Below are 21266 nucleotides of genomic sequence, written 5' to 3'. Positions count from 1 at the left end.
CGGATCTACTAAGCAGCACCCAACCAGCGAGGGCGTGATCCCGCCCTCGCATCTCGTTCTTTAGGAAACGCCATGAAAAACCAAAAGATCCGCATCCGCTTGAAAGCCTTCGATTACAAGCTGATCGATCAATCGGCCGCCGAAATCGTCGACACCGCCAAGCGCACGGGCGCTGTCGTCCGCGGTCCGGTGCCGCTGCCCACGCGTATCCGTCGCTATGACGTCCTGCGTTCGCCGCACGTCAACAAGACGTCGCGTGACCAGTTCGAAATCCGTACCCATCAGCGCCTGATGGACATCGTTGATCCCACCGACAAGACCGTTGACGCCCTGATGCGTCTGGACCTGCCGGCCGGCGTCGACGTCGAAATCGCGTTGCAGTAAGACGCTCCGAGCCTGCTACCTTCGCCGGCAGGTTCGTCAAGAATGGCCGCACTCCCTCGGGATTGCGGCCATTTTGTTTTGCGGCTGCTGTGGCAGTCGTGAGCAGGCGCTCACTCTCGTGCAATGTGCGCCCTCAGGCCATGCGCGTACCTGGCCGCAGATCCGGGCGCGCAAACCGTGGCAAAAATGCCCACTGCCGCTTGCCTTGAATCCGCTAAGTGCTTGTGCCGCTTAGAAAAAACATGCTAATATGCGAAGCTTGCCATTTTGTGGCAAGTCTAACTATGGATGAAGCGAAAACCGCCCTGCAGTTCGAGGACGGCGCGCCAAGTCCAGGTTGAACATAGTCGTAGGGCAAAGGCCGTTACCTTTTGCCTGATTAGCCCCGACCAATCGCAGTCGGGAATGGAGAAAACGATGTCGAATTCGACACCCACGCCCGCCGCTCACCGGCTGGGGCTGGTGGGTCGCAAGGTCGGCATGACCCGCATTTTTACCGAGGAAGGTGAATCCATCCCGGTGACCGTGCTGGACGTGTCCAACAACCGCGTGACCCAAGTTAAGTCGCTGGAAACCGACGGCTACGCCGCTATCCAGGTGGCTTATGGCACTCGTCGTGCCTCGCGTGTGGCTCAGCCGCAAACGGGCCACTACGCCAAAGCCGGCGCTGAAGCCGGTAGCATCCTCAAAGAATTCCGCCTTGATCCCGCTCGCGCCGCTGAATTTTCGGCCGGTTCCGTGATCGCCGTGGAATCCGTGTTCGAAGCCGGCCAACAGGTCGACGTCACGGGCACGACCATTGGTAAGGGCTTTGCCGGTACCATCAAGCGTCACAACTTCGGTTCGCAGCGCGCGTCGCACGGTAACTCCCGTTCGCACCGCGTTCCCGGCTCGATTGGTCAAGCTCAGGATCCGGGTCGTATTTTCCCGGGTAAGCGCATGGCTGGTCACCTGGGTGACGTCACCCGCACCGTTCAAAACCTCGACGTCGTTCGCGTTGACGTTGAGCGCGGCCTGCTGCTGGTCAAGGGCGCTGTCCCCGGCCACGCTGGCGCCGACATCGTTGTGCGCCCGGCCATCAAGGCCCCGGCCAAGAAGGGAGCGTAAGTAAATGGATCTCAAGCTCCTGAACGACCAAGGTCAGGCCGCTGCTACGTTCAGCGCGCCCGACACGATCTTCGGCCGTGACTTCAACGAAGCGCTGATTCACCAGATCGTCGTGGCTTTCCAAGCCAACGCGCGCTCCGGCAATCGTGCTCAGAAGGACCGTACGGAAGTCAAGCACTCCACCAAGAAGCCCTGGCGTCAAAAGGGTACCGGCCGCGCTCGCGCCGGTATGACTTCGTCGCCGCTGTGGCGTGGCGGTGGTCGGACTTTCCCGAACTCGCCCGAAGAGAACTTCAGCCAGAAGGTCAACAAGAAGATGTACCGCGCCGGGATCCGTTCGATCCTGTCGCAGCTCGCTCGCGAAGACCGCATCGCCGTCGTTGAATCGTTTGATCTGGAATCGCCCAAGACCAAGGCAGCCGCTGCAAAGCTGAAGAGCCTGGGCCTGGACTCGGTCCTGATCATCACCGACAGCGTCGATGAAAATGTTTACCTCGCCACCCGCAACCTGCCGCACGTTGCCGTTGTCGAGCCCCGTTATGCCGATCCGTTGTCGCTGGTCCACTACAAGAAAGTGCTGATCACCAAGCCGGCCATCGCTCAACTCGAGGAGATGCTGGGATGAACGCTGAACGCTTGATGCAAGTCATTCTGGCTCCGATCGTGACCGAAAAGGCCACGTTCGTCGCTGAGAAGAATCAGCAAGTCGCTTTCCGTGTCGTGGCTGACGCTACCAAGCCGGAAATCAAGGCTGCCGTCGAACTGCTCTTCAAGGTGCAGGTCGAGTCCGTGCAGGTCCTCAACCGTAAGGGCAAAGTCAAGCGCTTTGGCCGATTCGTTGGCCGCCGCCGCAATGAGCGCAAGGCCTACGTCTCGCTCAAGGACGGCCAGGAAATCGACTTTGCGGAGGTGAAGTAAATGGCCCTCGTAAAAGTTAAGCCGACTTCGGCTGGCCGCCGTGGCATGGTGAAGGTTGTCAGCCCGAACCTGCACAAGGGTGAGCCCTACGCGCCGCTGCTCGAAAAGAAGACCCGTGGTTCTGGCCGTAACAACAACGGTCACATCACGATCCGTCATCGTGGCGGTGGTCACAAGCAGCACTACCGTATCGTCGACTTCCGTCGCGATAAGGACGGCATCCCGGCAAAGGTCGAGCGTCTGGAATATGACCCCAACCGTACGGCGCACATCGCTCTGCTGTGCTACGCCGACGGCGAACGTCGTTACATCATCGCTCCCCGTGGCCTGGAAGTCGGTGCAACCGTGCTGTCGGGCACCGATGCTCCGATCCGCGCTGGCAACACGCTGCCGATCCGCAATATCCCGGTCGGTACGACGATCCACTGCGTCGAAATGCTCCCCGGCAAGGGTGCCCAGATGGTCCGCTCGGCCGGCGCTTCCGCCGTCCTGCTGGCTCGCGAAGGCATCTACGCTCAGGTGCGTCTGCGCTCGGGTGAAGTCCGCCGTGTGCACATCGAATGCCGCGCCACCATCGGTGAAGTCGGTAACGAAGAACACAGCCTGCGCCAAATCGGCAAGGCCGGTGCAATGCGTTGGCGCGGTGTCCGCCCGACCGTTCGTGGCGTTGCCATGAACCCGGTGGATCACCCGCACGGTGGCGGTGAAGGCCGTACCGGTGAAGCACGCGAGCCGGTCAGCCCGTGGGGCACTCCGTCGAAGGGTTACAAGACCCGTCGCAACAAGCGGACGAACAATATGATCGTCCAACGGCGCAAGCGCAAGTAAGAGGCGAACACTATGTCACGTTCGATCAAGAAAGGCCCGTTTGTCGATGCTCACCTGATCAAAAAGGTGGACACGGCCGTCGCGGGCAAAGACAAGAAGCCGATCAAGACCTGGTCGCGTCGTTCCACGATCCTGCCCGAGTTCATCGGTCTGACGATCGCTGTGCACAACGGCAAGCAGCATGTTCCCGTGTACATCAACGAGAACATGGTCGGTCACAAGCTGGGCGAGTTCGCGCTGACCCGTACGTTCAAGGGTCACGCCGCGGACAAGAAGGCGAAGAGGTAAGCGATGGAAACTACTGCCATTATCCGTGGGGTTCACATCTCCGCACAGAAGACCCGTTTGGTTGCGGACCTGATCCGTGGCCAGAAGGTCGGCCGTGCCCTGGAAATCCTCACCTTCTCGCCGAAGAAGGCTGCCGTCATCCTGAAGAAGGCTGTCGAGTCCGCCATCGCCAACGCCGAGCACAACGACGGCGCCGACATCGACGAACTGAAAGTCACCACGATTTTTGTGGACAAGGCTCAGTCGATGAAGCGCTTCTCCGCTCGCGCCAAGGGCCGCGGCAACCGTATCGAGAAGCAGACCTGCCACATCACGGTCAAGGTCGGAGCTTAAGGAGTCACGATGGGTCAGAAAATTCACCCCACTGGGTTCCGTCTCGCGGTCACCCGTAATTGGTCCTCGCGTTGGTTCGCCGACGACAAGGCCTTCGGCTCGATGCTGGCCGAAGACATTCGCGTTCGCGAGTACCTGAAGAAAAAGCTCAAGAGCGCCTCCGTTGGTCGCGTGATCATCGAGCGTCCCGCCAAGAATGCCCGCATCACCGTCTACTCGGCTCGTCCGGGCGTGGTGATCGGCAAGCGCGGCGAAGACATCGAAAGCCTGAAGGCTGATCTGCAGCGTCTGATGGGCGTGCCCGTGCACGTCAACATCGAAGAAATCCGCAAGCCGGAAACCGATGCTCAACTGATCGCCGACTCGATCTCGCAACAGCTCGAGAAGCGCATCATGTTCCGCCGCGCCATGAAGCGCGCGATGCAGAACGCCATGCGTCTGGGTGCCCAAGGCATCAAGATCATGAGCTCGGGCCGTCTGAACGGTATCGAAATTGCTCGCACCGAGTGGTATCGCGAAGGCCGTGTGCCGCTGCACACCCTCAAGGCCAACATCGACTACGGCACCTCCGAAGCCCACACCACGTACGGCGTGATCGGCATCAAGGTCTGGGTCTACAAGGGCGACATGCTGGCTAACGGCGAATTGCCGCCGGAAACCGCAGCCCCGCGTGAAGAAGAACGTCGTCCGCGCCGCGCTCCGCGTGGCGATCGTCCGGACGGTGCTCGCACCGGTCGTCCGGGTGGTCGTGGCCGCGCTCCCCGCAAGGCGGATGCTGCTCCGGCGCCTGAAGGAGAATAACCATGCTGCAACCCTCCCGCAGAAAGTATCGCAAAGAGCAGAAGGGCCGCAACACCGGTCTGGCGACCCGTGGTACCCACGTGTCGTTCGGCGAGTTCGGCCTGAAGGCTACCGGCCGTGGCCGTCTGACCGCTCGTCAGATCGAAGCTGCTCGTCGCGCCATCAATCGTCACATCAAGCGTGGCGGCCGTATCTGGATTCGCATTTTCCCGGATAAGCCCATCTCGCAGAAGCCTGCCGAAGTCCGTATGGGTAACGGTAAGGGCAACCCGGAGTACTGGGTTGCTGAAATCCAGCCCGGCAAGGTGCTCTACGAAATGGAAGGGGTTAGCGAAGAGCTCGCGCGTGAAGCTTTCCGCCTGGCCGCTGCCAAGCTGCCGATTTCGACCACGTTCGTCGCGCGTCATATCGGTGCTTAAGGAGTACTAACATGAAAGCTAGCGAACTCCGTTCGAAAGACGCCGCCGAGCTCGGCAAAGAGCTCGAAAGCCTGCTGAAGGCACAATTCGGTCTGCGCATGCAGAAAGCCACGCAGCAACTGGCCAACACCAGCCAGCTGCGCAACGTGCGCCGCGACATCGCTCGCGTCCGCACCTTGCTGACCGAGAAGGCAGGGAAATAAAGATGAGCGAAACTCAAAACACCCAAGTGGCCAAGCGCCAGCGCACGCTGGTTGGCAAGGTCGTCAGCAACAAGATGGACAAGACTGTCGTCGTTCTGGTTGAGCGCCGCGTCAAGCACCCCATCTTCGGCAAGATCATCATGCGTTCCGCGAAGTACAAGGCGCACGATGAATCGAACCAGTACAACGAAGGCGATACGGTTGAAATCGCTGAAGGCCGTCCCATCTCGCGCTCGAAGTCGTGGCGCGTGGTGCGTCTGGTTGAAGCCGCACGTATCATCTAAGTGAGAGCTGCACCTCGGAACGGTTCGCCGTTCTGATATAAAACGGCAAGGGCCAAAACCCTTGCCGTTTTTTTTGTCTCGCACTTGGGAAACCTGAAAGTAAGCATGCTCAGCGTCAGCAAATCAGCCCGGCTTGCCGGTGCGGCCCTGTGCTGGATGGTCATGACCGCCGGCGCGGCGATGGCGCAGGAGCGCGCCGCGCCCGTGCAGGCCGACCTGCCGCCGCCGGCTCCGTCTCCGAAGCCGTCGCCATCCCCGACGGACGCCACGACGCTCGGCCAGCAGCTGCTGAACGCCGGACCGGACCCTCGGGTGGAACTGGACGGCAGATCCCGCGACCATGCTGCCATCTTTGGCACCGATGACCCTGATGAGCGGGCCTTGCTGGATCAGGAACGCGCGCTGCAGGCGCAGCGCGACCAGCTCAAGGTTCTGGAACGCGTGCTGAACGCGCCGCCGCCGGGCGCCGATTCCCGCCCGCCCGCGATGATTCCCCTGACTTCCGGGCGTCCCATGAATGTGCCGCAGTTGCTGCCCGCGCCTTCTGGTTCGCAACTGGATCAGCAGCGCAGCGAGACCCGGCGCAGCGTCGACGACATGCAGCGGCGCGTCGACGGACTGAGACGGGAGGCCGATGCGCTGAGGCAGGGCGGCAAATAGCCTGGGCCTGGGTCAGGACAAGCGCCGGGGTACCGCAAGTAAGTCATGCCGCAAGCGCGCGATCGCCTGTGCGCTACGTGCGTCTTGCAAGCTCCCTGAGCCGTCCGGCGACACCCGTCGGAAAGTAGTACACGGACAGCACGAACAGAATCCCAAGCCACAGCAGCCAGCGATCCGGCTCGAACAAAAGCGCCAGCGGCGGGATGCCGGAGACGACCTCGTGCACGGCGTGCAGGCCGTCCTGCAGGTAGCTCTGGGCGAACACGAACAGGGTGGCGCCGACCACCGCGCCGTACATCGTGCCCATCCCGCCAATCACCACCATCAACAGAATGTTGAGCATGATCTCGAACGACAGCGTCGTATCAGGGCCGTTGTAGCGCAGCCAGAGCGCGTACAGCGCGCCGGCCAGCGTCGCGAACGCGGCGGCAAGCAGGTTCGAGAGGCTGCGGTAGAGCACGGTGCGATAGCCGATCGCCTCGGCCCGAAAGGGGTTTTCGCGGATGGCTTGCAGCACGCGGCCAAAGGGCGAGTTCACGATGCGCAGCAACATCAGGAACAGCACCAGGCAGACCGCTGCAATCAGGTAGTAGGTGATGATCCGCCCGTCCACGGTGACGCCGAACAGGGGCTCGGACAACGGGCGAAACGCGGGCCGCAGCATCTGCGGGACCTTGAAGTTCAAGCCGTCCTCGCCGCCCGTCAGTTCGGATAGCTGCGATACCAGCGTCTGAAACGCCGCGGCAACCGCCAGGGTGATCATCGCGTAAAAGATGGCCCGCACGCGCAGGCTGGCCAGACCGATCACCAGCGCGAAGGCGAGTGACACCGCCAGGCCGGCGGCGGTGCCGGCAAGCACCGCGGTCCATCCCGGTTCTATGCGGATGCTGGCAATCGCCACGCCGTAGGCGCCGATGCCGAAGAACATGGTGTGCGCGAAGCTGACGATGCCTGTGTAACCCAATAACAGGTCGTAGCTCGCAACCAGCACGATGAAGACCAGGACCTTTGCCGCGACCGCCAACGCTTTGGGACCGGGGAACAGGAAGGGCGCTGCGGCCAGCGCGGCCACGATTGCGACAAGCAGCAGCGCCAGGATCGCGCTGCGCGGAGGATCGCCGGAAAGCAGACGAAACGACATGTCGGCGGCTCCTAGCGGTTGGTGACGGGATACACGCCTTGCGGTCGCCACAACAAAATGGCGACCATCAGCGCGATGTTCGAGAACAGGGCGGCCTTGGGCATCAGAAAGCCGGTGTAGTTGGCCATCAACCCGACCAGCAATGCGCCGATCAGGCAACCCACGGTGGAACCCAGGCCGCCGATCATGATGACGATGAAGATCAGCACGTTCACCTGTGCGCCCAGCTGCGGCACGATCGACTGCTGATACATCCCCCACAGCACGCCGCCCAGGCCGGCCAGCATCGAGCCGGCGACGAACACGCCGACAAACAGATGCCGGATCCGGTAGCCCAGGCTTTCGACCATTTCGCGGTCCTCGACGCCGGCGCGGATCAGCAGGCCAAGCTTGGTGCGGTTAAGCACCCACAGCATGCCGCCCAGCACGATGAGGCCCACCGCCAGCGCGACGACGCGGTATTTCTCGATGGCGGCGTCGCCCAGCAGGAATGCGCCGCGCAACGATTCCGGCAAGGGCAGCGTGATCGCCTGCGGTCCCCACATCATCTTGATGATCTCTTCGCCGATGATCATGCCGCCCATGGTGATGAGGATCTGCTTGAGGTGCTGACCGTACACCGGGCGCACGATTACGCGCTCGAAGGCAAGGCCGACCGCGCCCGCCACCAGCATGCCCACGATCATGGCCGGCAGCACCGCGGCCAGATTGGTCCACAGGCTGCCCGACTGCGTCCAGTCCGCCATGGAACCCAGCACGGTGGCCGCCATGTAGGCGCCGATCGCGATGAACAGGCCATGCCCGAAGTTCAGCACGTCCATCAGCCCGAAGACGAGCGTCATGCCCGACGCCACGATGAAGATGATCATGCCCATCGCCAGGCCGGCGAAGGTGAGCGTCACCCAGGTGGAAAACGACCCGACCAGCGGCAGCGCGATCGCGGCCAGCGCCAGCACCAGCAGCACGGGCATGAGATCCGCGCGCGCGCGGGGCAGGGGAGCTTCGATGTCCAGCGTGCTCATTGATGGCTTCCCAATGACAGGCCCAAGAGGCGCGTCTGCAGCGCCTCGTCCTCGGCCAACTCGGCCATCGTGCCCGCGTGCACGACCTGGCCGTTGTCCATGATCGCCGCGAAGTCGCCAACGCGGCGGGCGAAGTTGAAGTTCTGTTCGACCAGCAGGATGGTGGTGCTGGACTGCTTGAGTTCGATGAACGCGTCGATCATGTTCTGGATGATGGCGGGCGCCAGGCCCTTGCTGGGTTCATCGACCAACAGCAGGCGCCGCGGTTCGATGATCGCGCGCGCCATTGCCAGCATCTGCTTTTGCCCGCCCGACAGCTTGCCCGCCGGATGCAGCCAGAACTTCTTGAGCGCGGGGAAGAACCCGAAGATCCATTCCAGCCGCGCGGTGTCCAGTTGCGCGGCATTCCTGGCCATGCGCGCGGCCAGAAGGATGTTCTCCTTCACGGAGAGGTCGCCGAAAATGCCCATGTTCTCGGGCACGTACGCCATGCCCATGCGAGCCATGTCGGGCGGAGAGGTGCGCGTGCCGGCTCCGCCGATTGGTGTGCCGTCCAGGCAGACCTGGCCCTGCGTCGCGCGCCACAGTCCCATGATGGTGCGCAGCGTCGTTGTCTTGCCCGCTCCATTGCGCCCAAGCAGCATCGTCACGGCAGACGCCGGCACCGACAGGTTTACGCCGTGCAGGATGTGATACGCGCCGATGTGCGTATGGACGTCCTTCAGTTCCAGAAGCGGCTGCACGGTCATGATGCCTCCGGCGCGCTGACGCCCAGGTAGGCCTGCTGCACGATGGGCGAAGCGATCACGGTGCCCGGATCGCCATCGGCCATCAGCCGGCCGTTGTGCAGCACGACGATCCGGTCGGCCAGTTCGCGCACGACGTCCATCTTGTGTTCGACGAGCAGGATCGTCTTGGACGCGTCAGCCTTCAGTTCGCGGATGAGGTCCAGCACGATGGGCACATCATCCACGCTCATGCCGGCGGTGGGTTCGTCGAACATGAACACCGCCGGTTCCAGTGCGATGAGCATGGCGATTTCAAGCTTGCGCTGATCGCCATGCGGCAGGTCGGCGGCGGGTTGGTCGCGGCGCGCCGCGAGCCGCGTTCGCTCGAGCAGCGCGTCGGCGCGGTCCATGAGGCCGCGATCGTCGCGCCATGTGCGCCAGAACCGGATGTGGCGCCACCCCATGCCCTGCTGCCGCGACTGCAGCGCCAGCCGCACGTTCTCGTGAACGCTCAGCCGGGGGAAGAGCTGCGTGAGTTGAAACGCGCGTCCCAGCCCCGCGTGCATGCGCGCCGGGGCCGACAGCGTGGTCAGGTCTCGTCCGTTCAATGCTACGGTTCCGGCGCTGGCGCGCAGCTGGCCCGAGATCAGGTTGAAGTACGTCGTCTTGCCAGCGCCGTTCGGGCCGACGATGGCGGTCAAGGTGCCGGGCGCGTAGGCGCAGCTGACATCGCTGACCGCCACGTGGCCGCCGAACCGCACCGTTAGCGATTGGGTCTCAAGCATGAGTGCGGGGCATCAGCGCTTGTTCTGGATGGGAACGGCCATCTGCTCCGGCGTGATTTCCTTGACCAGGTCCTGTACCGCCCACGGCACCGACGGGTCGTTCTTGATCCGGAAGTGGTACATCGACTGCATGGCCTGGTGATCTTCCGGCCGGAAGGTCATCTTGCCCTTGGGCGTGTCAAAGCTCATGCCCTCCATCGCCTTGATCAGCGTGTCGGTGTCCGATTTGCCCCCCGTCTTGTTCAAGGCGGCGACGATGGCGATGCCCGATGCCATGCCGCCGGCCGTGAAGAAGTCGGGCGGCTGGCCGAATCGTTTCTGGTGCTCGGCCACTAGCCAGTCGTTGACCGGGTTCTTGGGGATGCCGTAGTAGTAATAGGTGGCGCCTTCCATGCCCGCCAGCGACTTGAGCGGCGTCATGGCCGTCAGCGTGTTGCCGCCCGTCGCGATCTCGATGCCGTAACGCTTGGGATCCAGATCGGCGATCTTGAACGGGTTGCCGGCGCCGGCCCACAGGATGAAGATGATCTTGCGGCCGGGCTTGTCCTTGAGCGCATCGAACAGCCGCTGCGCGCCTGCGGTGAAGTCCGTCGCGTTGGCGGGCAGGTATTCCTCGTGCACGATCTTGGCATTCTTGAGCGCGCCCTTGAATGCCTTCACACCGTCGCGGCCAAAGGCGTAGTCCTGCGCCAGCATCGCGATCGACGTGCCTTCCTGGTCGAATGCCACGGCGTTCGCGATGGCGTCCTGCGAGGAATTGCGGCCGGTGCGGAAGATGTACTTGTTCCATTTTTCGCCGGTGATCGAGTCCGCCACCGCCGGCTCCACGAGCAGGATCTTTTCGTACTCCTCGGCAATGGGCAGCATGGCCAGCGCCACGCCTGACGACGTGGGACCCACGGCGATGTCGGCGTTGTCGTCGGCATAGGCGGACGCCAGCTGCGCGCGGGCGACGTCTGGCTTGCCCTGGTTGTCCTTCTCGATGACGCGGATCTTGCGCCCGGCCACCGTCATGGTGCCCTGCGTGGCGTACTCGAGTCCCAGCATCAGCCCGTTCTGCGTCTGCTTGGCGTAGGCCTCCAGCGGGCCGGTCTTGTCATAGACATGCGCGACAACGAAGTCCTTTGCCGCCAGCGCGGAACTCATGCACAGGCTGGCCATTGCGGCGAGCAAAATGCGTTTCATGGAAGTCTCCTGGTATCAGTGGGCGCGCGTGGCGGTGTCGTCCGGTGCGGCAAGGAATTGGCGGATGGGGTCTATCTGGGATGCCACATTCAGGGCGGGGGCGTGACCGCAGCCGGGAAAGTCGATGCGGTGCGCGCGGGGACCGCGCTGCGTCATGGCGTGTGCGACCTCCGGCAGCAGCAGGTCCGAATCGACGCCGCGCAGCAGCAGGGTCGGCATGCGCAGCGTGTCGTATCCCGCCCACCGGTCGTAGTCATGGGGATGATGGCTGAATTGGCCGACGATGGCCGGGTCGTAGTGGGCGGTGACCTTGCCATCGGGCAGACGGCGCACGGAGGTCTCGGTCATGCGGCGCCATTGTTCGTCGCTCTGCCAGCCGTAGGGCTTGTAGGCGGCGCGCAGCCAGGCTTCCAGTTCCGTCACCGTGTCGAAGGCGGGCGGGTTGCCGGCATACGCCAGGATGCGCTCGATGGCTGGCTGTGGCAGTTCCGGTCCGATGTCGTTGACGACCAGGTGCGAAATGCGATCGCGCAACGTGGTTGCCGCGGCGTGCATGCCCGTGGCGCCGCCCATGGAGGTTCCCACCCAGCGCACACGCGTGAGCGACAGACCGTCCACCAATGCGCGCGCCAGCGTGGCGTAGAAGTCAAGCCGGTATTCGGCCACCGGATCGGGACTCCATTGCGACAGGCCTCGGCCGATCGCATCGGGACAGATAACGCGGTAGTCGCCGGCAAGGGCCCGCGCCAGTTCGTCGAAGTCGCGGCCCGTGCGGGCCAGGCCATGCCACATGATGATGGGGGGCGCTTCGGCATGGCCCCATTCGGTGTAGTGCAGCTCGCGCCCCGCGCAGCGCAGATAGCGCGACGCCGGCGTGGGGGGCGCGCCCGCCGTCCCTGCCTCGTCCATGGGTCTCCTCCCGGGTTGGCCAGGTTGTGTGCTTATCGGGCTGAATATAGACTTGCGACACGCGCGCCCACAATGCGCCGTCCACCCCACAGCAGGGTGAGTCAACAATATGTAGACGCAAGATCAATTTGCGCGCCCGTGCACCAGGAGACGTGCCATGCCAGATACGGAATTCGCCATTTCGGCCAGCGCCGGCGCCGACCGGCGCGATCAGTGGCGCGCCGCGCTGGCCGATGCCTTCGGGCCGTTCGAGGTGCACGGCGGCAAAGCCGGTCAGTTTGCGGGCCACGTCCGCTACGCGCGCCGCGCCAGCCTGCAATTCAACGACCTGCATTACCAGGGCCAGCGGTTGGAACGCACCGCGGGCAATGTGTCGCGGCTGGACCAGGAGTTCTACACGTTTGGCCTGCCGCTGGCCGGTCCGCTGGCGGTGCGTCAGCAGGGCCGGGAATTCCAGGTGGAACCGGGTTGCGTGTACCTGATGAACCAGAGCCTGCCCTACCAGGCCACCGCCAACGGCGCGACGGGCTATCGAAGCCTGAGCGTCTCGTTTCCCCGTAGCGCGTTGTCGCAGCGGGATTCGCGCATCGGCGCCTTCTACAAGCTGCGCACCGACGACGGATCGCCGCGCGGTGCGCTCCTGGCCGGCTACATGGATCACCTGTTCAAGGGCATGGAAGGCTGGTCCGATACCGAAGCGGCCGAACTGGGCGAGCGGTTGATCGATCTCATCGTGCTCTTTCTGGTGCAGCCCGGACACGGGCAGGTGTCGGAGGCGGACAGCAGCGTCACGGTGGCGCATCGCGCGCGCGTGCTGGCTTACATCCGCCAGCACCTCGCCGATCCGGATCTGTCGCCCTCGCGGGTGGCGCAGGGCTGCGGCGTTTCCGTCGCCTATCTGCACCGCATCCTGCGCGCGGGTGGACTGTCCGTGGAGTCATTCATCTTCGAGCAGCGGCTGGACCGATGCCGCGAACTGCTCCTGGACGCGCGGCATCGTCATCGCGGCATCGCCGAGCTGGCGTATCAGGTGGGATTTTCCCACCCTTCGCATTTCAGCCGGCTGTTCAAGCAGCGCTTTGGCGTGACGCCCCGGGATCTGCGGGCAGGCGGCCGTGCCTCCCAGGATTGAGCACGAATCGCCAATGCACAACGGCCCGCTGGATCAGCGGGCCGTTGGCCTTTCAGGGCAGGTGAAACCCGCTTAGAACGGCGAAGGCTGGTTGGACAGGTTGACGATGCTGTTGGTGGTCAGGTGCAGGCGGATGTGCTCGGACGGCGCGCCGTTTGCCAGCTTCAGCATGATCGCCATCAACGGCTTGAAGCGCGCCTTGAACAGATCGGCCGGCGTGTTGGCGTTGCTGACGCTGTTGCCGTTCATCTGCACGGCGGCGTTGGTCTGGTTAAGCGCCTGGGCCAGCAGTTTGTACTGGCTGGCGCGCTGCGCCGGAATATCCGTGAACGCGAGGTCGCCCGCATTGGCAAGGCGCACGAAGTCGCCCGCCATTTCCAGCGCCGTCCACTGCGCGAAGTCCGACAGCTGCATGCCGTTGGCCTGGGCCAGGGCTTGTGCGCGCGTCTGGGCGTTGGCCGCATCCGCGGCATAGGCCGCATTGCTCGCGCCGCTACCGCCGCCATCAGACAGGCACGCGAAGAACGCGGGCGTCAGGTTGTTCTGGTTGCCGGTGTTTGCCAGTTCCTTCAGTGTCACCGCCGTCTGCAACTGGGACAACGCCAGCAGGTCCGCGCCCGTCAACGGGCTCTTGACCAGTTCGCGCATTTCGCAGCGCCAGTCGTCGTTGAGCAGACGCAGGCGCACCAGCTCGCTCATGTAGCGATACGTGAAGTCGCCGTAGTCCTTGGCGTCCAGGATCGACACGTCCCACCGCGGCGGCACGGTGTAGGCGTTCTCGGCGCGGTAGAGGTCGAACAGTTCATCAAAGCGCGGCACCTTGTCCAGACGGATGGTCTGCACTTCGATTTCGTCGGCGCTCTGCAGCGTCATGAGTTTGTACGCGGGCACGTAGGCCGCCATGGAGGGCGCCTGGATGTTGAAGAGCGCGTGTTCGCCGCCGTAGTTGCGCAAGGCCATGTCATTGAAGTGCATGTGGCCGCCCACGTGCACCTTCAGGCCGGTCTCGGCCAGCGCGCGGGTGGTGTTCTCCGCGGGGCGGCGGATCATCTGCATCTTGTTGGCGCCCAGCAGCGCCTCGATGTCGTCTGACGCGCCATTGAAGAACTCGGACATCGGGAAGTGGCTGAAGGCGATGACCTGCTTGCCCTGCGCCTTGCCGCGCGCGACCACGTCGGCCAGCCACTTGATGACGTGGGCCTTGTGGGTCAGCATCTTGTTGTAGCCCTGGTCGCCCGAACCGGTGAAGTCGTTTGCGCCCGGGCCCGTGGGCACATAGACGTTGGCGTCCAGGCCCACCAGCCACACGCCCTTGACGGGTTCGACCACGTAGGACGTGTCGGGCACCATCTTGCACAGCGTATAGTTCTGCGGCTTGTTCGGTCCGCCAGTGCCTTCGGCGCAGATCTCGTACTGGCGGTTGATCCAGTTGGCTTGCGCCGCCGCGGTCGCGTAGTCGTAGTCTTCGTACTTGTAGGTGCTGTAAGGCGTCTCGTAGTACACGTTCTGCGGCTGGGGCATGAAGCCGTGCTGCTCGAGCGCGGCCGTGATGCCCGAGTAGCCCATGTGCAGCACTTCCTCGGTGCAGTACGTATTGCCGATCCGCGTCCAGTCGCCGCTGTAGGCCGTGTTGCACACATTGGCGCCGCGGCTGTAGATCGGTTGCGAGAAACCGATCGCGCCCGTCACGGGATCCAGGCCAAGATAGTCGCTCTTGCCGGCCGGCTGGTTGAAGGGGCGGTTGGGATCGTGGTTGCCCGGTGCGGCGAAGAACTGAATGCCGTGCTTCTTCGAATAGTCATCCATGATCTTGACCAGGCCGCGCATGTGCACAGGCTGGCCGTCGTCCGAGAAGTCGCCCGGCAGCGCGATGTACTTCACGCCGCGCTTTGCGGCATCGTCCAGCGCGGCCAGGAACGCAAAGTAGTTCTCGTTGAACAGACGTGTGGACGTCAGTTGCGCGTACATCGTGCGGATGGTCGCGTTGTCGCCGGCCTTCGGGTTTGGAATGCCGGGGAACGAGCCATCCTTGAAGTCCGCGTAGACGTCATGGAAGTGGATGTCGGGCATGAATGCAACCTGCACGGGGGCGGGCGGCTGCGCGGGCGTTTCGGTCGGGGGCGGCGTCTCGGCAACGGGCGGCGTCGTGTTGTCGTCGTCCTTGTCGCCGCCGCATGCGGCGAGTAGGGCAACGAGCAGCATCGAGGCTGCGGCGCGGACGGGGCGGTAAGGGCGAAGCGTCATCGGGCGTGGATATCCTGGATAGTTCGGTGCGGCGGCGTTCTGGCAGGGGTGTTGGCCATGCCGAGCCGGCAGCCGCGGGTCAGCTGCCTGGGTCAGTTTTTTGGGTCAGCGACTTGTAAGCGGGCCCAATGCTCACTGACCCGCATGACAGCGTCATGAATGCCGAACCGGTCCGCGCCACGCGACAGGCAAAAAAAAGCCCCGCACGTCAGGTGCGGGGCTTTGCGATGCGACGGTCGCAGGATCAGACGTGCGTGATGAACTTCGTGACCAGGTAGCCTTCGAAGGTTTCCGTGCCGCCTTCGCTGCCGATGCCGCTGTCCTTGATGCCGCCGAAGGGCGTCTCGGCCAGGGCGCTGCCGAAGTGGTTGATGTTGACCATGCCGGCTTCCAGGCCGTTGGAGACCTTGGTCGCGGTCTTCAGCGAGTTCGTGAACACGTACGAAGACAGGCCGAACGGCAGGCTGTTGGCGCGGCGCAGCACCTCATCGGTGTCGCTGAAACGAACCACGGGTGCGACCGGACCGAAGGGCTCCTCGGTCATCAGCATGGCGTTGTCGGGCAGGTCGGTGACCACGGTGGGCGCAAAGAAGAAACCCTTGCGATCCAGCGGACCGCCGCCGACCACCACCTTCGCGCCATGCTTCTTGGCGTCGTCGATGAAGGCGCTCATGGCGGGCACGCGGCGCTCATGGGCGAGCGGCCCCATCTCGGTGCCGGCTTCCAGGCCGTCGCCCACCTTGATGTTCTTGAGCACTTCCGAGAACCGTGCAAGGAACTGCTCGTACGCGCCGTCCTGCACATAGAAGCGGGTCGGCGACACGCAGACCTGGCCGGCGTTGCGCACCTTGAACTTGGCCAGCATCTCGGCCGCGCGGTCGATGTCGGCGTCGTCGAACACGAGCACGGGCGAATGGCCGCCCAGTTCCATGGTGACGCGCTTCATGTGTGCGCCGGCCAGCGCCGCAAGCTGCTTGCCCACCGGCACGGAGCCCGTGAACGACACCTTGCGCACGATCGGCGAACGGATCAGGTAGTCCGAGATCATGGCGGGCTCGCCCCAGACGATGTTCAGGCAGCCCTTGGGCAGCCCGGCGTCGTGGAACATGCGCGCAATGGCCATGACCGCGCTGGGCGAATCCTCGGGCCCCTTGAGCACGACCGTGCAGCCGGCGCCGATGGCGGCGGCGATCTTGCGGATGGCCTGGTTGTACGGGAAGTTCCAGGGCGTGAAGGCGGCGCAGACGCCGATGGGCTCGCGCACCACGATCTGGCGGACGTCGGGATTGCGCGGCTGGATAACGCGGCCGTAGATACGCCGGCATTCCTCGGCGTGCCAATCGGCGTGTTCGGCGCAGGAGGTGACTTCTCCCACGGCTTCGGCCAGCGGCTTGCCCTGATCCAGCGTCATGTTGCGGCCGATCTCCTGGGCGCGCTCTCGCGACAGCGTGGCGACCTTGCGCAGGATCGCCGAGCGGTCCATGGGCGAGGATTTCTTCCACGATTCGAAAGCGCGCTGGGCGGCGGCAAGGGCGCGATCCAGATCCGCTTGCGTGGCGTGGGGCAGCTGACCGAGCACCTCGAGCGTGGCCGGGTTGATGACGTCCTGGGTGCGCCTGCCCTCGCCGGCGACGAATTCGCCGTCGATATACAGCGCCAACTGTTCATACATGCCTGTCGTTCCTTGCGAAATAGGAATGGGTAGCGGAAAGGAGCAGCGGCTGCTGCTGCCCACGGCAGTCTAAACCAGCTTGTCCTGGTCAAACGGAGCCAATCCCCGATGTGAGCTTGGGGCCATTGGGCTCATCGCACGCTTGCGCGCGCGCATCGCCAGGGGCAAAAATAGGGAATCTTCGGCTGTCTTTTCGTTTACCTATGGTGCAACCCGTCGATGCGCGCCCGGCCACCCATCCCAGCCTGTACTCCCGGGTGTTTTTCGGTTTCATCGACTGGCTGCGCCAGCGCATCGCGCAGGCCTCGCTGGTTGGCGACAAACCCATATTCCAGAACAGCCAGTTCCCCTGGATTGCCGCCCTCGAAGCGCGGGCGCCCGCCATCCGCGCCGAACTGACCGGCCTCTTGGCCGACCGCCAGGCCTTGCCTGCCTTCCATCAGATTTCACCGGACGTGGGCATGATCACGTCCGACGACCAATGGAAGACCTTCGTCTTCATGGGCTACGGCCTGCGCTCCGAACGCAATCTTGCGCGCTGTCCGGATACTGCCCGCGCGCTGCAGGACATTCCGGGCATCCGCACCGCCTTCTTCTCCATCCTCGAGGCCGGCAAGCGCATTCCGCTGCACACTGGGCCGTACAACGGCGTGTTGCGCCTGCACCTGGGCCTGGTCGTCCCCGAGCCGCCCGAGCAGTGCTGGATCGAGGTGGGCGGCCAACGCTATAGCTGGCGCGAAGGCCAGGCTGTCGTCTTCGACGACCTGTATCCCCATCAGGTGCACAACGACACCGATGGCCTGCGGGCCGTGCTTTTCGTGGACTTCGAGCGTCCTTGCCGCGCTCCTGTAAAATGGTTGAATCGCCTGGTGCTCATGGCTGCGCCGTTCACGGACGAAATCCGTCGCGGCAAGGCAAATCATGACGCCTGGGAGAAGGGCTACTACCGCCAGAAATAGGGGCGGATGGCCCGCCAAACCGACCCCCTTGACAGGGGGCGTGGTCTTTTGTGCGCAATCCCAACAAAGTGCTTGCGCTCAAAAATTAACCACGTTAGAATTATCAGCTTTCCCAGATTGTCGATTCATCGAAGCCGAAGGCTAGATGAGCGCGTCGGGGGGAATACCCGCAGGATTTCAACCCAGGGTCGTTGCGTTGCCAACCGGTTGCTGGTCCAAGTAGTTACGGACTTGCCGACATAAAAGCAGGGCGGCTGACCTGACGGGACCAAAACTGGCAGGAATTGCAGTGTTCCCTTGTTGGGAAAACCGTATTTCCAGTTAAGTTGGAACAGGAAAAATCATGATCCAAATGCAGACCACGCTGGACGTGGCCGATAACACTGGTGCGCGTCATGTCATGTGCATTAAGGTGCTCGGTGGCTCCAAGCGCCGTTATGCCGGTATCGGCGACATCATCAAGGTGAGCGTCAAAGATGCGGCTCCGCGCGGACGCGTCAAGAAAGGCGAAATTTACAATGCCGTGGTGGTTCGTACCGCCAAGGGCGTGCGCCGTAAAGACGGTTCGCTGATTCGTTTCGGTGGCAATGCCGCCGTGTTGCTCAACGCCAAGCTGGAGCCTATCGGCACCCGCATCTTCGGACCCGTTACGCGTGAACTGCGTACCGAGAAGTTCATGAAGATCGTGTCGCTGGCCCCGGAAGTGCTGTAAGGAGCCCTACGATGAACAACATTCGTAAAGGCGACGAAGTCATCGTCCTGACCGGCCGCGACAAGAAGCGTCGCGGTACCGTGCTGGCCCGCGTTGGCGCCGACCACGTCCTGGTCGAAGGCGTCAACGTTGCCAAGAAGCACGTGAAAGCCAACCCGATGGCTAACAACCCGGGCGGGATTGTCGAAAAGACCATGCCGATCCACATCTCGAATGTGGCGCTCTTCAACCCCGCAACCGGTCGTGGCGACCGCGTGGGCGTTCAAGAAGTCGAAGGTCGCAAGGTCCGCGTGTTCCGTTCCAATGGTGCCGTTGTCGGCGCCAAGGCGTAAGGGGCGATAGACATGTCTCGTTTGCAAGATTTCTACAAGAGCAAGGTCGCTGGCGACCTGCAGGCCAAGTTTGGCTACAAGAGCGTCATGGAAGTGCCGCGCATCACCAAGATCACCCTGAACATGGGTGTCTCGGAAGCGGTCTCCGACAAGAAGGTCATTGAACACGCTGTGTCGGATCTGACCAAGATCGCCGGCCAGAAGCCTGTCGTGACGAAGACCAAGAAGGCTATCGCCGGTTTCAAGATCCGCGAAAACTACCCGATTGGTTGCATGGTCACGCTGCGTGGTCAACGCATGTACGAATTCCTGGATCGCCTGGTGGCGGTTGCGCTGCCTCGCGTGCGCGACTTCCGCGGTATCTCGGGTCGTGCGTTCGACGGCCGTGGCAACTACAACATCGGGGTGAAAGAGCAAATCATTTTCCCCGAAATCGAGTACGACAAGATCGACGCGCTGCGTGGGCTGAACATCAGCATCACCACCTCCGCGAAGACCGACGAAGAAGCCAAGGCGCTGTTGACGGCCTTCAGCTTCCCGTTCCGTAACTAAGGGGCTGATGACGTGGCTAAACTTTCCCTCATCAATCGCGACATCAAGCGCGCCAAGCTGGCTGACAAGTTCGCTGCCAAGCGCGCTGAGTTGAAGGCGATCATCGACGACCAGTCGAAGACCGACGAAGAACGTTACCAAGCTCGGCTCAAGCTGCAACAGCTGCCGCGCAATGCCAACCCGACGCGTCAACGCAACCGTTGCGTGGTCACCGGTCGTCCTCGCGGTGTGTTCCGCAAGTTCGGTCTGACGCGCCACAAACTGCGTGAAATGGCGATGAAGGGTGAAATCCCCGGCATCACCAAGGCCAGCTGGTAGGAGAAACAATATGAGCATGAGCGATCCCATCGCCGATATGCTGACCCGCATTCGCAATGCGCAGCAAGTGGACAAAGTTACGGTGAGCATGCCCTCCTCGAAGCTGAAGGCGGCTATTGCCGCTGTGCTGAAAGACGAAGGCTACATCGACAGCTTTGAAATCAAGGGCACCCAGGCCAAGCCTGAGCTCGAGATCACCCTGAAGTACTACGCTGGCCGTCCGGTCATCGAGCGCATCGAACGCGTCTCGCGTCCTGGTCTGCGTATCTACAAGGGCCGTACCAGCATTCCTCAGGTCATGAACGGCCTGGGCGTGGCTATCGTTTCGACCTCGCGCGGCGTCATGACCGACCGTAAGGCTCGCGCCAACGGCGTCGGCGGCGAAGTGCTGTGCTACGTGGCCTAAGGAGAAATTCGAATGTCACGTATCGCTAAGTATCCGGTCGAACTGCCCAAGGGTGTCGAAGCTGACATCAAGCAGGATCAGATCACCGTCAAGGGCCCGCTGGGTTCCTTGACCCAACCCCTGACTGGCGACGTCACGATTTCGCTGGACGGTGGCAAGCTCACGTTTGCCGCTGCCAACGATTCCCGTCACGCCAATGCCATGTCGGGCACCGTGCGCGCGCTGGTGGCCAACATGGTCAACGGTGTGAGCAAGGGATTCGAGCGCAAGCTGAACCTGGTTGGCGTGGGTTACCGCGCCTCGGTTCAAGGCGACGCCGTTAAGCTGCAGCTCGGTTTCTCGCACGACGTTTTGCATCAGTTGCCGGCCGGTATCAAGGCCGAATGCCCCACCCAGACGGAAATCGTCATCAAGGGCTCCAACAAGCAAGTCGTCGGTCAGGTGGCCGCTGAAATCCGCGCGTACCGCGAACCCGAACCCTACAAGGGCAAGGGCGTGCGTTACTCGGACGAACGCGTCGTCATCAAAGAAACCAAGAAGAAATAACGGCGCACGCAAGGACGAATCATGGACAAAAAAGTTTCCCGTTTGCGTCGTGCGGTTCCGACTCGCCGGAAGATCAACGAGCTGCGCGTTCATCGCCTCTCGATTTTCCGCTCGAACCAGCACATCTACGCCAACATCATTTCGCCGGAAGGCGATCGCGTTCTGGTCAGCGCCTCGACGGTGGAAGCCGAAGTGCGTGCGCAACTGGCCGGCCAAACCGGTCAGGGTGGCAACAAAGCCGCTGCGACGCTGGTTGGCAAGCGCGTGGCCGAAAAGGCCAAGGCTGCCGGTATCGAACTGGTCGCTTTCGATCGCTCGGGCTTTCGTTACCATGGCCGCGTCAAGGCGCTGGCCGATGCCGCGCGTGAAGCCGGCCTGAAGTTCTAAGCGAGGATCTG

The 21266-nt window shown here is 63.0% G+C and carries 29 protein-coding genes; 21 read left to right on the top strand and 8 right to left on the bottom strand.

The annotated features are described in order from the left end of the window. Positions 1-72: 72 nt before the first annotated feature. From rpsJ to LN047_RS28265, 12 genes are all read left to right on the top strand, one after another. The gene (gene rpsJ / locus LN047_RS28320; RefSeq protein ID WP_003806903.1) at positions 73-384 is read left to right on the top strand and encodes a 30S ribosomal protein S10; all 312 of its coding nucleotides are present in this window, start codon (positions 73-75) and stop codon (positions 382-384) included. 417 nt (positions 385-801) lie between these two features. Continuing rightward, positions 802-1491 carry a 50S ribosomal protein L3 gene (gene rplC / locus LN047_RS28315; RefSeq protein WP_056327035.1) on the top strand — a complete coding sequence of 230 codons (690 nt, stop codon included), beginning with the start codon at positions 802-804 and terminating at the stop codon, positions 1489-1491. 4 nt (positions 1492-1495) lie between these two features. Continuing rightward, positions 1496-2116 carry a 50S ribosomal protein L4 gene (gene rplD / locus LN047_RS28310; RefSeq protein WP_008168948.1) on the top strand — a complete coding sequence of 207 codons (621 nt, stop codon included), beginning with the start codon at positions 1496-1498 and terminating at the stop codon, positions 2114-2116. After that, a complete protein-coding gene (gene rplW / locus LN047_RS28305) occupies positions 2113-2409 on the top strand; it encodes a 50S ribosomal protein L23 (RefSeq protein ID WP_006216557.1) in 297 nt (98 codons plus the stop codon). The genes rplD and rplW overlap by 4 nt, the downstream gene beginning before the upstream one ends. Then, positions 2410-3237: a 50S ribosomal protein L2 gene (rplB, locus tag LN047_RS28300; protein WP_056327037.1), complete on the top strand. Its 828-nt coding sequence runs from the start codon at positions 2410-2412 to the stop codon at positions 3235-3237. A gap of 12 nt (positions 3238-3249) precedes the next feature. After that, positions 3250-3525: a 30S ribosomal protein S19 gene (gene rpsS, locus LN047_RS28295; RefSeq protein ID WP_006216555.1), complete on the top strand. Its 276-nt coding sequence runs from the start codon at positions 3250-3252 to the stop codon at positions 3523-3525. Positions 3526-3528: 3 nt separating this feature from the next. Continuing rightward, entirely contained in the window at positions 3529-3858 is a 330-nt protein-coding gene (gene rplV, locus LN047_RS28290) for a 50S ribosomal protein L22 (RefSeq protein ID WP_006227021.1), read from the top strand. Between the two features lie 9 nt (positions 3859-3867). After that, the gene (gene rpsC / locus LN047_RS28285) at positions 3868-4659 is read left to right on the top strand and encodes a 30S ribosomal protein S3 (protein WP_008168950.1); all 792 of its coding nucleotides are present in this window, start codon (positions 3868-3870) and stop codon (positions 4657-4659) included. Between the two features lie 2 nt (positions 4660-4661). Beyond that, entirely contained in the window at positions 4662-5078 is a 417-nt protein-coding gene (gene rplP, locus LN047_RS28280) for a 50S ribosomal protein L16 (RefSeq protein WP_006389610.1), read from the top strand. Between the two features lie 11 nt (positions 5079-5089). Beyond that, positions 5090-5281 carry a 50S ribosomal protein L29 gene (rpmC, locus tag LN047_RS28275; RefSeq protein WP_003806912.1) on the top strand — a complete coding sequence of 64 codons (192 nt, stop codon included), beginning with the start codon at positions 5090-5092 and terminating at the stop codon, positions 5279-5281. Positions 5282-5283: 2 nt separating this feature from the next. Then, positions 5284-5565 carry a 30S ribosomal protein S17 gene (gene rpsQ, locus LN047_RS28270; protein ID WP_006216549.1) on the top strand — a complete coding sequence of 94 codons (282 nt, stop codon included), beginning with the start codon at positions 5284-5286 and terminating at the stop codon, positions 5563-5565. 105 nt (positions 5566-5670) lie between these two features. Continuing rightward, on the top strand, positions 5671-6225 hold the full coding sequence (locus LN047_RS28265; protein WP_373980824.1) for a hypothetical protein: 555 nt from the start codon (positions 5671-5673) through the stop codon (positions 6223-6225). Between the two features lie 73 nt (positions 6226-6298). On the opposite strand, the gene LN047_RS28260 is transcribed toward LN047_RS28265, so the two are convergent. The 6 genes from LN047_RS28260 to LN047_RS28235 are packed head-to-tail and all read right to left on the bottom strand — an operon-like array spanning position 6299 to position 11995. Continuing rightward, positions 6299-7366 (bottom strand): branched-chain amino acid ABC transporter permease, encoded by a 1068-nt coding sequence (locus LN047_RS28260; RefSeq protein ID WP_373980823.1) that lies wholly within the window; start codon positions 7364-7366, stop codon positions 6299-6301. A gap of 11 nt (positions 7367-7377) precedes the next feature. Continuing rightward, positions 7378-8388: a branched-chain amino acid ABC transporter permease gene (locus LN047_RS28255; RefSeq protein WP_128829643.1), complete on the bottom strand. Its 1011-nt coding sequence runs from the start codon at positions 8386-8388 to the stop codon at positions 7378-7380. Then, entirely contained in the window at positions 8385-9137 is a 753-nt protein-coding gene (locus tag LN047_RS28250) for an ABC transporter ATP-binding protein (RefSeq protein WP_056327043.1), read from the bottom strand. Before LN047_RS28250 ends, LN047_RS28255 begins: the two co-directional genes overlap by 4 nt. Further along, positions 9134-9901, bottom strand: coding sequence for an ABC transporter ATP-binding protein (locus LN047_RS28245; protein WP_373980822.1), 768 nt, complete (start codon positions 9899-9901; stop codon positions 9134-9136). The genes LN047_RS28250 and LN047_RS28245 overlap by 4 nt, the downstream gene beginning before the upstream one ends. Positions 9902-9913: 12 nt before the next feature. Then, positions 9914-11086 (bottom strand): substrate-binding domain-containing protein, encoded by a 1173-nt coding sequence (locus LN047_RS28240; protein ID WP_373980821.1) that lies wholly within the window; start codon positions 11084-11086, stop codon positions 9914-9916. 15 nt (positions 11087-11101) lie between these two features. Beyond that, on the bottom strand, positions 11102-11995 hold the full coding sequence (locus LN047_RS28235) for an alpha/beta fold hydrolase (RefSeq protein WP_373980820.1): 894 nt from the start codon (positions 11993-11995) through the stop codon (positions 11102-11104). A gap of 157 nt (positions 11996-12152) precedes the next feature. Between LN047_RS28235 and LN047_RS28230 the strand changes: the two genes are divergently transcribed. Further along, positions 12153-13127 (top strand): helix-turn-helix domain-containing protein, encoded by a 975-nt coding sequence (locus LN047_RS28230; protein WP_063953643.1) that lies wholly within the window; start codon positions 12153-12155, stop codon positions 13125-13127. Positions 13128-13199: 72 nt separating this feature from the next. Here the strand turns inward: LN047_RS28230 and LN047_RS28225 are convergent, their stop codons facing one another. Further along, on the bottom strand, positions 13200-15371 hold the full coding sequence (locus LN047_RS28225) for a metallophosphoesterase (RefSeq protein WP_373980819.1): 2172 nt from the start codon (positions 15369-15371) through the stop codon (positions 13200-13202). A 244-nt stretch (positions 15372-15615) separates the two neighbouring features. Beyond that, positions 15616-17043: an NAD-dependent succinate-semialdehyde dehydrogenase gene (locus tag LN047_RS28220; protein WP_056327056.1), complete on the bottom strand. Its 1428-nt coding sequence runs from the start codon at positions 17041-17043 to the stop codon at positions 15616-15618. Between the two features lie 203 nt (positions 17044-17246). On the opposite strand from LN047_RS28220, the gene LN047_RS28215 reads away from it, so the two are divergent. The 8 genes from LN047_RS28215 to rplR all read left to right on the top strand — a co-directional run bounded on the left by LN047_RS28215 (position 17247) and on the right by rplR (position 21255). Beyond that, positions 17247-18002, top strand: coding sequence for an aspartyl/asparaginyl beta-hydroxylase domain-containing protein (locus LN047_RS28215; protein ID WP_373980818.1), 756 nt, complete (start codon positions 17247-17249; stop codon positions 18000-18002). Between the two features lie 343 nt (positions 18003-18345). Further along, positions 18346-18714: a 50S ribosomal protein L14 gene (gene rplN / locus LN047_RS28210; RefSeq protein ID WP_006216531.1), complete on the top strand. Its 369-nt coding sequence runs from the start codon at positions 18346-18348 to the stop codon at positions 18712-18714. Between the two features lie 11 nt (positions 18715-18725). Further along, positions 18726-19046, top strand: a complete 321-nt coding sequence (gene rplX, locus LN047_RS28205) for a 50S ribosomal protein L24 (protein ID WP_008168975.1) — start codon at positions 18726-18728, stop codon at positions 19044-19046. 12 nt (positions 19047-19058) lie between these two features. After that, the gene (gene rplE / locus LN047_RS28200; protein ID WP_006216529.1) at positions 19059-19598 is read left to right on the top strand and encodes a 50S ribosomal protein L5; all 540 of its coding nucleotides are present in this window, start codon (positions 19059-19061) and stop codon (positions 19596-19598) included. Between the two features lie 12 nt (positions 19599-19610). Beyond that, positions 19611-19916 carry a 30S ribosomal protein S14 gene (gene rpsN / locus LN047_RS28195; protein WP_006216527.1) on the top strand — a complete coding sequence of 102 codons (306 nt, stop codon included), beginning with the start codon at positions 19611-19613 and terminating at the stop codon, positions 19914-19916. A gap of 10 nt (positions 19917-19926) precedes the next feature. Continuing rightward, complete coding sequence (gene rpsH, locus LN047_RS28190) at positions 19927-20322, top strand: 30S ribosomal protein S8 (protein ID WP_006216525.1); 396 nt, start codon at positions 19927-19929, stop codon at positions 20320-20322. A 12-nt stretch (positions 20323-20334) separates the two neighbouring features. After that, positions 20335-20868, top strand: coding sequence for a 50S ribosomal protein L6 (gene rplF, locus LN047_RS28185; protein ID WP_062838799.1), 534 nt, complete (start codon positions 20335-20337; stop codon positions 20866-20868). Between the two features lie 21 nt (positions 20869-20889). After that, positions 20890-21255, top strand: a complete 366-nt coding sequence (gene rplR / locus LN047_RS28180; RefSeq protein WP_008168985.1) for a 50S ribosomal protein L18 — start codon at positions 20890-20892, stop codon at positions 21253-21255. Positions 21256-21266: the final 11 nt, after the last annotated feature.

The sequence above is a fragment of the Achromobacter sp. JD417 genome (assembly GCF_041879325.1).
Classification (GTDB): Bacteria; Pseudomonadota; Gammaproteobacteria; order Burkholderiales; family Burkholderiaceae_B; genus Achromobacter; species Achromobacter mucicolens.
The sequence above is the reverse complement of the archived record's forward strand: the minus strand, read 5'-3'. Positions and strand labels throughout refer to the sequence as shown.

Excerpts from the sequence above, each read along its gene's own strand:
- rpsJ (WP_003806903.1), top strand. The coding sequence starts at position 73 with ATGAAAAACCAAAAGATCCGCATCCGCTTGAAAGCCTTCGATTACAAG.
- rplC (WP_056327035.1), top strand. The coding sequence starts at position 802 with ATGTCGAATTCGACACCCACGCCCGCCGCTCACCGGCTGGGGCTGGTG.
- rplD (WP_008168948.1), top strand. The coding sequence starts at position 1,496 with ATGGATCTCAAGCTCCTGAACGACCAAGGTCAGGCCGCTGCTACGTTC.
- rplW (WP_006216557.1), top strand. The coding sequence starts at position 2,113 with ATGAACGCTGAACGCTTGATGCAAGTCATTCTGGCTCCGATCGTGACC.
- rplB (WP_056327037.1), top strand. The coding sequence starts at position 2,410 with ATGGCCCTCGTAAAAGTTAAGCCGACTTCGGCTGGCCGCCGTGGCATG.
- rpsS (WP_006216555.1), top strand. The coding sequence starts at position 3,250 with ATGTCACGTTCGATCAAGAAAGGCCCGTTTGTCGATGCTCACCTGATC.
- rplV (WP_006227021.1), top strand. The coding sequence starts at position 3,529 with ATGGAAACTACTGCCATTATCCGTGGGGTTCACATCTCCGCACAGAAG.
- rpsC (WP_008168950.1), top strand. The coding sequence starts at position 3,868 with ATGGGTCAGAAAATTCACCCCACTGGGTTCCGTCTCGCGGTCACCCGT.
- rplP (WP_006389610.1), top strand. The coding sequence starts at position 4,662 with ATGCTGCAACCCTCCCGCAGAAAGTATCGCAAAGAGCAGAAGGGCCGC.
- rpmC (WP_003806912.1), top strand. The coding sequence starts at position 5,090 with ATGAAAGCTAGCGAACTCCGTTCGAAAGACGCCGCCGAGCTCGGCAAA.
- rpsQ (WP_006216549.1), top strand. The coding sequence starts at position 5,284 with ATGAGCGAAACTCAAAACACCCAAGTGGCCAAGCGCCAGCGCACGCTG.
- LN047_RS28265 (WP_373980824.1), top strand. The coding sequence starts at position 5,671 with ATGCTCAGCGTCAGCAAATCAGCCCGGCTTGCCGGTGCGGCCCTGTGC.
- LN047_RS28260 (WP_373980823.1), bottom strand. The coding sequence starts at position 7,366 with ATGTCGTTTCGTCTGCTTTCCGGCGATCCTCCGCGCAGCGCGATCCTG.
- LN047_RS28255 (WP_128829643.1), bottom strand. The coding sequence starts at position 8,388 with ATGAGCACGCTGGACATCGAAGCTCCCCTGCCCCGCGCGCGCGCGGAT.
- LN047_RS28250 (WP_056327043.1), bottom strand. The coding sequence starts at position 9,137 with ATGACCGTGCAGCCGCTTCTGGAACTGAAGGACGTCCATACGCACATC.
- LN047_RS28245 (WP_373980822.1), bottom strand. The coding sequence starts at position 9,901 with ATGCTTGAGACCCAATCGCTAACGGTGCGGTTCGGCGGCCACGTGGCG.
- LN047_RS28240 (WP_373980821.1), bottom strand. The coding sequence starts at position 11,086 with ATGAAACGCATTTTGCTCGCCGCAATGGCCAGCCTGTGCATGAGTTCC.
- LN047_RS28235 (WP_373980820.1), bottom strand. The coding sequence starts at position 11,995 with ATGGACGAGGCAGGGACGGCGGGCGCGCCCCCCACGCCGGCGTCGCGC.
- LN047_RS28230 (WP_063953643.1), top strand. The coding sequence starts at position 12,153 with ATGCCAGATACGGAATTCGCCATTTCGGCCAGCGCCGGCGCCGACCGG.
- LN047_RS28225 (WP_373980819.1), bottom strand. The coding sequence starts at position 15,371 with ATGACGCTTCGCCCTTACCGCCCCGTCCGCGCCGCAGCCTCGATGCTG.
- LN047_RS28220 (WP_056327056.1), bottom strand. The coding sequence starts at position 17,043 with ATGTATGAACAGTTGGCGCTGTATATCGACGGCGAATTCGTCGCCGGC.
- LN047_RS28215 (WP_373980818.1), top strand. The coding sequence starts at position 17,247 with ATGGTGCAACCCGTCGATGCGCGCCCGGCCACCCATCCCAGCCTGTAC.
- rplN (WP_006216531.1), top strand. The coding sequence starts at position 18,346 with ATGATCCAAATGCAGACCACGCTGGACGTGGCCGATAACACTGGTGCG.
- rplX (WP_008168975.1), top strand. The coding sequence starts at position 18,726 with ATGAACAACATTCGTAAAGGCGACGAAGTCATCGTCCTGACCGGCCGC.
- rplE (WP_006216529.1), top strand. The coding sequence starts at position 19,059 with ATGTCTCGTTTGCAAGATTTCTACAAGAGCAAGGTCGCTGGCGACCTG.
- rpsH (WP_006216525.1), top strand. The coding sequence starts at position 19,927 with ATGAGCATGAGCGATCCCATCGCCGATATGCTGACCCGCATTCGCAAT.
- rplF (WP_062838799.1), top strand. The coding sequence starts at position 20,335 with ATGTCACGTATCGCTAAGTATCCGGTCGAACTGCCCAAGGGTGTCGAA.
- rplR (WP_008168985.1), top strand. The coding sequence starts at position 20,890 with ATGGACAAAAAAGTTTCCCGTTTGCGTCGTGCGGTTCCGACTCGCCGG.